Origin of the sequence: Pseudoalteromonas sp. 3D05 (assembly GCF_002723455.1) — a bacterium.
Taxonomy (GTDB): domain Bacteria; phylum Pseudomonadota; class Gammaproteobacteria; order Enterobacterales; family Alteromonadaceae; genus Pseudoalteromonas.
The window spans coordinates 22,514-35,777 of the sequence record NZ_PDUS01000014.1 but is presented as its reverse complement, the minus strand read 5'-3'; the positions used below and the strand labels follow the sequence as shown (position 1 = coordinate 35,777).

Sequence of the window (13,264 nt, the reverse complement as noted above, 5' to 3'; positions counted from 1 at the left end):
TATTCTTTAGCTATTAACCTTAACAGGAATGGCCAACTTTTCTGCTACTTCATGTTGGTGATTATTTGTAAAAACTGCAAAGTTACGTTCTTTTTTACCAAGAATAGGCTTTAGCTTGATTGCTATGGTTAGTAAAAAAGCTTAACGCTAAACTGATAAGGTGGTTTTTTGTTTTTAATGCATTGCTTTTAATAGGAAAAAATTATTTAAAAGAGACTTTATTGAAAGTGCAGTAGAGAACTTTCCTTTGGCTTGCTTATTGCTCATTCACTAGAGTGACTTTACATAGTGAGCTGAAAATGAGGAATGAATATAAAAATATGGTGACTTACATCGCACGTGCAGGTTATTGCGCTAAAAGTGTTGTATACAGTTTGCTTGGCGGCATGATTGTCTATGCTGCATTGTATGCAGGTAGTGTAGAAAATATATCAAAAAAAGATATTTTTGAAAAAATTGATTCCTCTATGTTTGGCTCAATAATTCTTTTTTTGGTGCTTGTTGGCTTAGCTTGCTACGTCATTTGGCGCTTGGTTCAGTTTTTGTTAAATCCCGAAGACCTTGATAAACACAAACCAATGGAGCTAACTACACGTATTTTTTATTTTATTTCGGCGTTACTTTATGTCTCTGTTGCATATACTGCTTTTAACGTGCTTTACAATAGCACTGAGCAAAGTCAAAGCAGCCAAACTTTAGTTGCCCAATTGCTTCAACACCCGTTTGGTGTGTATCTGATTGCTGGGGTTGGAGCAATTATTATTGTTTTTGCTGGCATTCAACTCAAACACGCCATTAAACAAGATTTTATAGCTAAGTTTGACCGTACACAGTTATCTGATAAACAACGCCGAGCGATATATTTATCAGGTCGAATAGGCTTCACTGGTAGAGCTATTGTGTATGTTATTATTGGTGGCTTTATAACGATAGCCGCTATAGAGCATGACCCTTCTCAAGCGGGAGGACTAAGTGATGCGTTGATGATTATTTTAAATAAGCCTTTTGGCCCTTATTTATTAGTAGCTGTAGGCATTTGCATGTTTGCCTTTGGTGTATTCTGCGGGTTTGAAGGACGTTATAGAGTGACTAAGAAACAGTAAGAGAATAATCATTTTATTGGATATCAAGTGACACTATATCTGCCTGAGTGACTTTGTTTGAAAGTAGATAATAGCTGTCGGTAACAGCCTGTAGCTGGTCACAAATTTGCTCGCAAAGTGTAGCTAACTCGTGTTGAGGCTTTAATCCTTCACTTTTATAGCCGTAAAACCCAAGTTGATATTTGTTGTTCTTAAAGCTGCGATAGTAAATACCGTCTTTGCTAGGAAACACACGCAGCTTTGCCCTTAGTACTGTAACTAGTTTTGTTTTGGTACTAATATTTTCAATTGTATTGTTGGAAGCTGCGATTAACTGCTGCTGTTCATTTCTAAATATTTGGCGAGCATTTAGCTGTTCTTGCAATGGTTTTTTTTGTGACGTAATTAGGTTGTATGTGTAAAGCCAATCTCCTTGAGCTGATTTATCAACATACATAAATGTATCATCGTTTTCTAGCGCTATGAGAGGAATGCCGAGTAGGTTGTCTAACCATTTTATATTTTCGCTATTATCTAGCATGCTTATTACAAAGGGGCGATTATTAATTGCACTTATAAGGTGTGTGTTACTGAGCCATACAGGAGGCGCAAGTGCGAGTTCTTGTGTGTGATTGTCAAAAATAATAGATTCATTATTTGAATCAAGCTCTTTTAAAAGTAACTGTGGAATACCGTTTTTACTGGATATATAGCTAACCATTTTTTCATTTGGTGATACAGCAGCGCTTGTATCTACATTATTTGAATCTGAAATGGTTTTTATATTTGAAACGTCACGTCTGTTTGCAAGGTATAAGTCTTCATCAACTCGCCTTTTTAGAAAGTACAGCTTGCCTGCAACCGCTTGGATATACTGAACAAAATGATAATTGTTGTATGAAATTGGTTGCCAGTCACCGCTAACATCAAGTTTAGATAAGTCTTTTCCATTACTGAGTAAGAGTGATTGTTGGTCTTGCTGCCAAGTTAAAAAGTACCAATTATGGTCAAGCGCTTTTATCATCTTAAATTGTGTTGTTTTAATGTCAAAAGTTTTAACCACAGAGATTGAATCTGTATTAAAGCCAATGACTGCAAGTTTATTTTGTTGTGGTGATAAACTAATTTTATATGGTTTAAACGTATCATTTGGAGTGAGAAGTTTGCGCACCTCACCTGAAATAAGATCGTGCTGGTAAAGCGTTACATTGCGGCTATGTTCAGAGGCGTTAATATTTGCGAGGTAAAATAGTTGTTGTTTTTTATCTATAAAAAATGGGCTATTCCAGCTTATGTCATCACGTGTAATAAGTGATGTTTGCTGTGTCGGTTGTAAGTCGGCATCTAAAAATATTTGCCCAAACTCAATAGTACTATCGTGTGATGCTGAATAGACTAATGAATTAGCGTTGCGCCATGCTAGGTATGTGTAGTTTTGTGCTTCTTTCGTAATTTTCCATGTTTTTTTACGCTTTAAATCCTTAATGTAAATATGCTTATTTGTGCCTTGGTGTGACTTACTTCTTATAATTGCCATGTGAGTATTATTTGGACTAACGCGCATGTAATGCTCAATTGCTTTACTTGCGGTAATTGGCTTTAGATTATTTAAAATCTGTTGTGATGCTGGCGTGTTTTGCCAAATAGCCCAAGTAATGACTAAAAAGATCAAGGTACAAAGAACGGTGACATAGAGAGCTACTTTATGGCTGTTCACTTTAGGTTTTGTGTAAACTTTGGCGTTGGCTGGGTTACTTGGTGAAGAGATTATTGCTTGCAAACTATAACCACGTTTAGGGTGTGTTTTTATTAACTCTTTATCGTCATCACACAATGCTTTTCGCAGTAATGCAATATTACGTCTTACCGAGTTAGGGCTGTAAATAGAGTCAGGCCATACTCGCTTAAATAACTCTTCGGCAGAGATTATGCTGTTTGCGTGTTCACACAAAACAGCAAGCATTGTCATTACTTTAGGTTCTAGCAGCTGTGTACGACCATGCACAGAGACTTCCCCTGAGGTTGGATTTACCTGTGCCTCGTTAATATAGAAAACATCAAAGAGTAATTGGGTGTTAAAGTTTTCACCTATTTTATTGTTATTATTGATTATTTTACACCTTAATTTTTTCTTAAGTGTTTTTTAAGCACTAATTCATCGCTTACTGCTGAATTAAACGTTATCAAAGTCAGCCAGCTAATTCTGTTTTTATAATAAACAAATAATGAAAAAAGGAACACGTTAATATGCGACTGATGCAAATAATATTACTCTTGGTATTACCATACTCTGTTGCTGCAAAGCAGCCTGATGAATCTCAATTAAATCCCTCCATAGTAGTCGAAGAGTTCTTAACTGTATTTAACAGCAATGATGTTGAGACTATCACTAAGTATGTTGATGAACACTTTGCACAACAAAGCCTTAATCGTTGGCAGGGGTCTGGCCGTGAACGTTATATAGGTTACATAACGAATATGGCCAACTTACACAAGGAACTGAAATTAGAAAGTATAAAACACGATCAGCAAGGCCAAATACTTAGGGTCACTAGTCATGTTCATTCTAACGCGACAGGGCTTAATTATGATTCAGTCATTTCATTTGATCAACATCATAAAATTACCAATTGGTATCTCTCGCTGAATGAAACATTTGAACTAGCTGATGAAATTGTAACTGAATTAAAAGTAACTCAAGCGATTCAAAAATTAACAGAAAAGCTGGCTAAAAACGGGGTGTTTTCGGGCACAGTGTTATTTGCTAAAGATGATAAGGTGTTATTCACAAAAGCCTATGGTTTGGCATCAAGGCGCTATGATGTAAAAAATAACCTCACAACTAAATTTCAAATTGGATCTATGAATAAAATGTTCACTAGTGTGGGGATTATGCAACTGATTGAAGCTAATAAACTCTCGCTTGATGATAAGCTTACTCAATACATGGATAGAAATTATTTTGGAGTGGGCGACTTTGACTCTATCACCATAGAGCAATTATTGACGCATACCTCAGGTTTGGGTGACATTGTCGGTTTTGAAGCTAAGCAATCACAAATCCGTTCATTGCAAGATTCACTGCCCTTATATAAAAATACCCCATTAAATTTTAAGCCTGGTAGTCAGTGGCAATACAGTAGTACCGGCATGCGTATGCTGGGCCATGTTATTGAGTCTGTTTCAAAGCAAGATTATTACGCTTTTATTCAACAGCATATTTATCAAAAAGCGGGTATGACTGATAGTGGCAGTTTTGATTTAGACGTGCCAATTAAAAATACGGCAAGAAATTATTGGTATTCGTTTGAAACCAACGCCATTACAGAGAATTTGATGAAGCAAGCAGTCAAAGGAGGGCCTGCTGGTGGCGGGTACTCAACTGTTGGTGATTTGCATAGATTTGCGCTTTCATTAATTAATCATCAGTTATTAAATGCTGAGTTAACTTCTCAAGCTACGTCTGCAAAACCAGAGCTTCATTCACCTCGTTATGGTTATGGCTTTTCGGTCAGAGGCGATAAGGGTAATCAAATTATAGGACATAATGGCGCGCATTTAGGCATGAGTGCACAGCTTAATATTTATCGTGATAAAGGCTATATACTCGCTGTTTTAGGCAATAGTGCCGATGCGGCTGAGCCAATAGTGCTTGCGACTAATAGCCTGATGAAACAGCTTTAGTGGTATTCTCAGCTCAATACGATGATTACAATTATATAAGTTTGTATGATGCAATGCTGTTATAGCAATAACAGTAGATACAAATATGCCTGCTGATAGGTCATCAACAGGCATATTTTTAATACATAACTGTATTACTTTGGCGTTTTACTACAGTGGATTTAACCCAAGTTTTTGTAGTACTAGTTTAAAGTTAGCGCGGCGTTCTTCAATCGCGTGCACTTCACCACTTACAGGGCAATGATCGTCTGGGCAACCACGGTTTACTATGCCTGATACCGCGTCAACAAACGCCGTTCCCTGAAGGCCACCATCAACATACTTTTTAAGCTCGGTATAATAGTTCCAATCGGCATAAGGGCCACCTTCATTATTGTAAGCTTGTACTGAGTTTACCCAAAAGAATAGACCGGCAATCCATTTAATCTCTTTATGTTCCTCAGAGCTACATACAAGCCCTGGGTTTGAACATAAATCTAAGTCAGCATAGAGCGGGCTATCTGGAGCGGCTGCAACAGTAACACCGTCAACCGTTGTGCCAATGGTATCAGGGTCAACATGTGAGCGACCGACAAAGTGATTCAGTGTTCCGAAGTTTTGTCGACCTGTAGTTTGAATAACCCCACGGCCCCACCAGCCACAGCCTTGGACACTTTGATCACTACCATCCCAAATAAAGCTACCGGCTTTTTGACCAACATATTGCTTGCACTCTTCGCGTTCGTAAACTTGTTTTGATGTATCAATTGCCGTAGGTACCGTATTACAGTGACCAGCGTTGGTCCAACGGCCTACTTTACCGTTAACTAATAATCCTTGCTCTTCCAGTACAGCATCAGGAGCTACAAATATGGGCGCTGGAGCACCATACCATTTAGCGTGGGTGGTCGCTGTTTGCTCCATTTTGTCATCTCGCGGGCACGAATATGGGTGGTCGTTTCCTGTTACCGGATGTGTGCCATAGTCAGCATATTTTTGACCTAATTGACCGCAGCTTGCTGTCATTGGGTAGTCAACGGCTGCGCCGTATTTTACTTCAGACCAGTTGTTTTCATCACAGGCATCAAAGCGTATGGTTTCTTGCATACTTTGAGATAAAAAGGCAGCAATAGCGACTTTAGCGTATAGAGCATTAGTTGCATCATCTTTGGTTTCATCTATTAACCAAAACTTCTCGCCAGCAACCCCCACGTTATGCATTGAGTTTAAGCCCGTTAAAAAATCAGCCCATTTATAAATAGTGGAAGGAACCCAAGTTGAATTAGGTGTTTCATATAAAAATACTTCACTGTCCATCACTGTTTCAGCATTCGTTAAGTCATTATTTAATGATGCAATACTGGTTAAAGATGTGACATTTGCAGGTGTTCCTATGTAATAAAGAGGAACAGGGCTATTTTGATAACGCGCTATTTTATCTGTTAAATCAGTGCTGTCAGTATCAAATAAGATAGCAAAGATATTACTGTGCGCGGCTTTGCGAATATTGCTTTCGCCTAAAGTGTTACCCATAAAGTAAGTCGTCGCTTGCGCTGTTGGTACTGATGAAAGTAGCGCTGGAGCTTGTACAAAATCGGTTACTTGTTTTACGTATTCAAGGGCGTTATGCCATTGATCGTTGGTTAAGCTTGCAGAGCTGCTTGATTTAGTAAAGGCAATAAAGTCAGCTTTTGTAGTGCCTTTGTAAAGTGAGAGGGTATCGAGAAGATCGGCTGTTGCTTTTGAAGCCGCGTCCCAAACAGAGCGTTTACCTGAATGGGTATCATAGGCAAAGGTACCAATACTTAATGACCAACCAAATGTAGCATTGGGCGCTAAACTACTCATAATCAAGTTTTGAGCTTGTGCCCAGCCTGCAGCGTCATCACTTAAAGCCTCAATGTCAGCTACATTAATACTGCTGGTATTTGTCGTTGCAAGTGCATCAGTTAATGCCTGTTTAACACTAATAGCACCTAATGATACGCCTTTATCTTGGGTAATGTTATCGAGCACATTGCTTTGTAAAATAACGGATGAAGTGCCTGCTTGTGCTGCCAGTTGGATGAGTGCAACAAAGTCATTGGTTAATTTAGTGATATCGGTTAAATCAGCGCTATTAATAACGCTTGCTGTGGTCTGGGCTGGGGCAGCGGAAGAGGGGCTTGCAACCACAAAGTCACTTGGCCAGCCTGGCATCTCTAAGTTAACCGGATCGCTTGCATTAGGTAATGATAGCAGTGGTGCTGTACCTTGTGCTGTGCCATCACAATTTACCTCCCAAACCCAAGTGTCATCACTGCCAGGACGTGAAGAGGTTTCCCACTTAGCTGCGTAAGCTATATATTCATCATTGACGAAGACATCACCAGCCTTGGCTACATCGCCTTGAGACCACAGTGTATAATCCTTACATAAAATGCCAAGCTTGGGATCGGATGGTTCAGTAGGTATTGTTGGATCAGTTGGATCTGTGGGGTCAGTTACATTGCCACAAGAGTGTTCAAACTGCCAAGTATTGTCACTTCCAGGAATTGAGCTTGTATACCATTTGGCTTTGTAAGCATTTCCTTCGTGTTGCATCAAATCACCGCCACTGGCATGGCTGGGGTTGCCTTGCCAATCAACCTGAGGAAAGTTTGGATAGGTGTTGATGTTATCGCAACTTGCGCCAAGCGCGTTGTTTGCAAATATGGCGCTAGTAGCGAGTGATACCGCAATAAAAGTCTTACTAGGCTTAAACCCAATAGATATACTTTTCATTTTTACATTCCTTACCTTTAATTAATGTGTGTGACGCTTTGTTAATGTTTTATTAACATTTAATTAAAACCTAACACAGGGCTGACAGCGCTGTCAAAGGTGTGTTGGGTAAAATTCACACTAAAAATATAAGTATATAGGTTTGTTATTTATCACAGTGTTGATAATTAAGGATTAATATCAAGCAACGTGTTTATTTTTTACCTAAAAAGGAAAAAAATTTTATTTACAACGAAGTGTTCCTATTTTTTGATAAGGACAATACGACTGAGATAATTGTGAAAGTAATTTAATATGACTTGGTTTGGCCACTCCAAAATAAGTTTACTTTTTATATAAAGAAAAGCTTACATCCAGCGTGTAACTTTTTGCCATTGATTGAACCGTTACGGAAACTAAAGCTTCTTAGTTACTGATAAATATGACTTTTTAAATGGTCTTTTTTTTGCTTATTAAATGCCGCTTATAAACTTATAAATAATACAGCAATTAAAACAAATCATTTAAGGAAGAAAATTTATGGCAGAGTCATTTAAGTATGCAAATAATAAAGGTCACGCAGGAGAACTTCATCAAAAAGCTGATGAGGATCACCCGATAATGACGACAGCCCAAGGGTGCCCTATTAGTGATAATCAAAATTCATTAAAAGCAGGTAAGCGTGGGCCAGGGTTATTAGAAGATCATGTATTACGCGAAAAGCTGTTTCATTTTGACCACGAGCGAATTCCTGAACGAGTTGTGCACGCAAGAGGGTATGGTGCACATGGCTATTTTGAAACGTACGATGCTTTGGATGATTTAACTTCTGCTGATGTATTTCAGCGAAAAGGTGAAAAAACGCCTGTTTTCGCACGCTTTTCAACAGTCGCAGGTAATAAGGGGTCTCCTGATCTAGCACGCGATGTGCGAGGTTTTGCCGTAAAATTTTATACGCAAGAGGGCAATTGGGATCTGGTAGGTAATAATATCCCAGTGTTTTTCATTCAAGACGCTATGAAGTTCCCTGATCTAATTCACAGCGCAAAAGCAGAGCCTGATCGCGGTTTCCCGCAAGCGCAAACAGCTCATGACAACTTCTGGGACTTTGTGAGCTTATCGCCAGAGTCAATGAACATGGTTATGTGGGCAATGTCAGATAGAACTATTCCGCGCTCACTTAGGTTTATGGAAGGGTTTGGGGTACATACTTTTAAATTTATTAATGCTAAAGGCGAAGAAACGTTTGTTAAGTTTCATTGGAAGCCAAAAGGCGGTATGCAATCAGTTGTATGGAATGAAGCACTTAAACTAAATGGTGCCGACCCTGATTTTCATCGCCGTGATATGTGGGAGTCAATAAATCAAGGTGATTACCCTGAGTGGGAATTAGGTGTGCAAATATTTGATCAAAAATTTGCCGACGAATTCGAGTTTGATGTTTTTGATGCCACGAAACTGATACCTGAGGAACAAGTGCCTGTTAAAATCATCGGCAAAATGGTGCTTAATAGAGTCGTTGATAACTTTTTTGCAGAAACTGAACAAGTTGCATTTTGCACACAGAATATAGTGCCTGGCCTCGACTTTACGCCTGATCCATTATTGCAAGGACGTAATTTTTCTTACCTAGATACCCAAACTAAGCGCTTAGGCGGTCCTAATTTCACTCAAATTCCTGTCAATGCGCCTAAATGCCCAATGCGACACTTTTTACAAGACGGGCATATGGCAATGCAGAACCCTAAAGGTCGAGTAAATTATGAGCCAAACTCTTGGAGCGGCGATGAGAGTAACCCCAGAGAGTGCCCGGTTCACGGCTTTAAAAGCTCAGATTCAGAAGTACAAGGTAGTAAACTACGCTATCGTTCAGAGACATTTAGTGATCACTATAGCCAAGCGCGCCAATTCTACTTAAGTCAAACTGACGTTGAACAAACGCATATTCAAGATGCGTTAGTCTTTGAGTTATCTAAAGTAGAGCATTTGCATATTAGAGAACGTATGGTATCCCACTTACTAAATATTGATGACAATTTGGCTGAGCAGGTTGGTAAAGGGCTGGGCTTACAAAACATGCCAGAGCCAGCAGAAGCTGCAAGAGAAACTCGCCAAGACTTACCTTTATCTGATGCATTGAGTATTTTAAAGAATGCGCCTAATACATTTAAGGGTAGAAAGCTGGGCATATTAGTGAGTGAAGGGTTTGATGCGAAAATTTTTGCTGATTTAACAAAAAGCCTTGCAAGCGAAGGAGCGAATTACGAAGTGATTGCTGCTCAAGTGGGGGGGGCTAAAAGCAGCGATGGAGAACATGTTGATGCAGATCAGGTGATTAATGGTGGTCCTTCTGTGTTATATGATGCAGTGGTTGTGCTAACTACGCCAGCGGGTGCTAAGCAATTGGCTGAAATTCCAGAAGCGAAAGATTTTGTCAGCGATGCGCATGCGCATATGAAGTACATAGGCTTTACTGGTGAAGCTGCTTCTTTGATTGACGCTTCAGGCTTAAAAGGACAATGTGATGATGGTTGGTTAGATTTAGGCAAAATATCATCAGATAAATTTATAGCGACAATTCGTCAACTTAGATATTGGAAAAGATAATTCCAGTTAGTTAAAGGCCAGTTTTACTGGCCTTTTTTGTTTATTGGAGCGTATGAATATATGAAAAGATTGCTTTTAAAGGATTAAAAATGAAATTAATTTATGTCGATGATAACTTGCCGGGCATAACCCGTAAGAGGCATGCAAAACAATGGATTTATTACGATCCAGCAGGAAAAAAAATACACGATAAAGATGAAATAGAGCGGTTAGATGGTCTTGCGTTTCCCCCCGCATACAAAGATGTATGGCTATGTCCTGAGGAAAATGGCCATATATTAGCTACAGGCTACGATAGTAAAGGCCGTAAGCAATACTTTTATCATCCCGAGTTTAGAGAGCAGCAAGAGCTTAAAAAGTTTGAAGCATGTGTTTTATTTGGTAATAAACTGCCTTTATTAAGGGCAAAACTATCGGAATATTTGCAAGGTAATGAGCTTGATTGCCAGCGTACAATCGCAGCTGTTGTGCGTTTAATGGACCTTGGAGCTCTGCGTGTTGGTTCTAAAAAAAATGCCAAACAGAACAATAGCTTTGGTGCTACGACGTTACGTAGTCGGCATGCAAAACTAACGGGTAAAAATATTCGTTTAAAGTATAAAGCAAAATCTGGCAAACAAAGAGAAGTGAACATAACAGATAAGGTGCTTAGCTCTATCATACAGCAGTTGCAAGACTTGCCTGGACAGAGCTTATTTCAATATATTGATGAAGGGGAGTGTTGTGATGTTACCTCCAAGGAGGTGAATGAATTTATTCAAAGTGTGATGGGCGAGCAGTTTAGTGCAAAGCATTTTAGAACATGGCGGGCCAGTGTTTTGGCATTTGAAGCCTTGCTCAAGTCAAACGCCAAGCTCTCGCTTAAAGATATGTTAGATAGTGTTTCAAGCAATTTAGGCAATACTCCGACAATAGCTCGTAATTCATATATTCATCCAAAGTTGATTGAGCTCTGTAAAGGAGAAAATGAGGCCCTAAAGGACTTTAATAACTTGGGTAAACTACCCCGTAAAGCCAAATACTTGAGTCGTTACGAACGTGGGTTGCTGGCGTTTTTAGAAGACCAATGTGGATGATATGCAAAAAATAACGAGTATTTCAATTAAACTAACCACTTAAATGAATGTGAACATTTTACAACTTATGGCAATTTTTACGTTTAGATAAAAGAATAGAGTATTTGCATGGTTTTAAGTTGTTGATTTTAATGGTTTTGTTTGTGGTCTGGATGTTGCTTAGTCTTAAGGGTACTTTCTTAAACAAATAAAGGAGTTATTATGAGTACTGTTATTACTGGGTTATTTGATAATGTTTCACAGGCTACACTTGCGATTTATAGACTTGAGGCATTAGGTATCAGTGAGTCTGATATTAGTATCGTAGCAAACGACTCATATGCAAAGGAAGATTTTGCTGTTGATGAGGGCACAAAAGCTGCTGAAGGCGGAATTGTAGGTGCTGCATCAGGTGGTATTCTTGCTGCTGTTGTGGGTGGTTTAACAGCGGTAGGTACTGTTGCTACTGGTGGTGCAGGTCTAGTTGTTGCTGGTCCTTTAGTGGCTGCTTTTGCCGCTGGTGGTGCTGGTGCGGCTGTAGGTGGCACACTAGGCGCAGCGATCGGTGCGTTTATCCCAGAGCATGAAATTAAGTACTATGAAGATGCTATTGAGAAAGGCTCAATTTTGATCGGTGTTAAATATGACAGTGACAACAAAAACGCAATTGAAGAGATTCTCAATAATGCTGGCGCCAGCAATGTTTCTTCAGCATAGATTAGTATTTTAAATAATTAACTTAAGTTCAGCTTATTAAGTTAGTGGGAGTGAAACTGTGTTTCACTCCCTTTTAGGTTGTGTTTTGTGTGTGAAAATTCCGCTTAAATAAAAGCTTATAGCTTTTTTCCACGTAATAGTTAATTTAATATCGGTACAAACGTTGAGCCATATACTTTTCAAAACTATATAAACTGCCACTCATTACAGAGGCTTCTTAAGAGGCGTTAGGTGATGCTGAATTTGATCATTTTTATATACAGTCTTGATATAAGCTTATTCAAACTTGTCACTCATTATTAATCAAAGCCACTATCAGCATTTATGTAATTGTGGTCTCTAATTACTTGCCTGTAAGAAGTTATATCTCACGATTGTATCAATCACCTTTAAATTAGATCAGGTGCGCAAGATAAATTCACTTATATAACGCATTAATATCTATTTTATTTTTGCCAATCATTACAGAGCACATCATACATTTAAAGATAAACTGTAAACCATGAGCTATATTTGAGTTGTAAAAACTTAAATCACGCATTTTTCTTAACATAAGGCCTATATGACAAAGTATTGGTTTTTATTATTATTATTACTATTACTATTACTAAGCCCTTTAGTGCTTGCTAAACAAAGTAAAGCAGAGGTGACGGTGTATGCTTATCATTTGCAACCGCCATTAATTATCGATATTGAAACTAAAGCAGGTTTATATTTTGAATTTACTCAACATTTAAACCGTCTTAGTAGCAAATACACATTTAATTTAGTATACGTGCCAAGAAAGCGTATTGAGGTGATGCTCGAGCGTAGTGAAATGAATGGTATCTTACTGGGTGTAAACCCTAAGTGGTTTAAAGATAGCGCTGAGCAAAAGTACCTTTGGACTAGTAAAGTGTTTGATGATAGAGATGAAGTTGTTTCTTTAAAATCGTCGCCTTTTGAATATCAATCGGCAGACTCTTTAACTGGGAAGACATTAGGAGGGGTTCGTGGGTTTTATTATGCTGGTATCAACGAAGTTGTTGCGCAAGGATTGGTGCATCGAATCGATACTGTTGATGAAGAAGCATTACTAGCTATGTTAACCAAGAAGCGGATTGATGCGGCAATTATTGGACGCTCCATGTATGAGTATTCTTTGCCTGACTCCCTTAAGGAAACTGTATTTCACCTATCAGCCCAGCCCCATGACAAATACCATAGACGCATATTAGTGCCTAAAAATCAGGAGCTACTTTTTCATCATTTGCAGGACTTAGTAACTACACTTGAGCATGACAGCAAATGGCAGCAAAAAGTAATGAGTTATCAATAACCGTTTTGATTAAATCAATTTTTAAAACCCCCTATTATTTAGGGGGGTTAATTATTGCTGCTATGTGCTTAGCTGTTTCT

General features: G+C 38.7%; 8 protein-coding genes. 6 read left to right on the top strand and 2 right to left on the bottom strand.

The window, feature by feature from the left end:
* Positions 1-299: 299 nt before the first annotated feature.
* A complete protein-coding gene (locus CSC79_RS14055; protein ID WP_099296396.1) occupies positions 300-1,103 on the top strand; it encodes a DUF1206 domain-containing protein in 804 nt (267 codons plus the stop codon).
* 13 nt (positions 1,104-1,116) lie between these two features.
* On the opposite strand, the gene CSC79_RS14050 is transcribed toward CSC79_RS14055, so the two are convergent.
* On the bottom strand, positions 1,117-3,087 hold the full coding sequence (locus CSC79_RS14050) for a winged helix-turn-helix domain-containing protein (RefSeq protein ID WP_099296395.1): 1,971 nt from the start codon (positions 3,085-3,087) through the stop codon (positions 1,117-1,119).
* A 242-nt stretch (positions 3,088-3,329) separates the two neighbouring features.
* Between CSC79_RS14050 and CSC79_RS14045 the strand changes: the two genes are divergently transcribed.
* On the top strand, positions 3,330-4,766 hold the full coding sequence (locus CSC79_RS14045) for a serine hydrolase domain-containing protein (protein WP_099296394.1): 1,437 nt from the start codon (positions 3,330-3,332) through the stop codon (positions 4,764-4,766).
* A 150-nt stretch (positions 4,767-4,916) separates the two neighbouring features.
* Here CSC79_RS14045 and CSC79_RS14040 read toward each other — a convergent pair whose 3' ends face one another.
* A complete protein-coding gene (locus CSC79_RS14040) occupies positions 4,917-7,508 on the bottom strand; it encodes a cellulose-binding domain-containing protein (RefSeq protein WP_099296393.1) in 2,592 nt (863 codons plus the stop codon).
* A 519-nt stretch (positions 7,509-8,027) separates the two neighbouring features.
* Between CSC79_RS14040 and CSC79_RS14035 the strand changes: the two genes are divergently transcribed.
* The 4 genes from CSC79_RS14035 to CSC79_RS14020 all read left to right on the top strand — a co-directional run bounded on the left by CSC79_RS14035 (position 8,028) and on the right by CSC79_RS14020 (position 13,184).
* Positions 8,028-10,094, top strand: coding sequence for a catalase (locus CSC79_RS14035; RefSeq protein ID WP_099296392.1), 2,067 nt, complete (start codon positions 8,028-8,030; stop codon positions 10,092-10,094).
* An 89-nt stretch (positions 10,095-10,183) separates the two neighbouring features.
* The gene (locus CSC79_RS14030; RefSeq protein WP_099296391.1) at positions 10,184-11,170 is read left to right on the top strand and encodes a DNA topoisomerase IB; all 987 of its coding nucleotides are present in this window, start codon (positions 10,184-10,186) and stop codon (positions 11,168-11,170) included.
* A gap of 201 nt (positions 11,171-11,371) precedes the next feature.
* On the top strand, positions 11,372-11,866 hold the full coding sequence (locus CSC79_RS14025; RefSeq protein ID WP_099296390.1) for a hypothetical protein: 495 nt from the start codon (positions 11,372-11,374) through the stop codon (positions 11,864-11,866).
* A gap of 562 nt (positions 11,867-12,428) precedes the next feature.
* Positions 12,429-13,184, top strand: coding sequence for a transporter substrate-binding domain-containing protein (locus tag CSC79_RS14020; RefSeq protein WP_099296389.1), 756 nt, complete (start codon positions 12,429-12,431; stop codon positions 13,182-13,184).
* Positions 13,185-13,264: the final 80 nt, after the last annotated feature.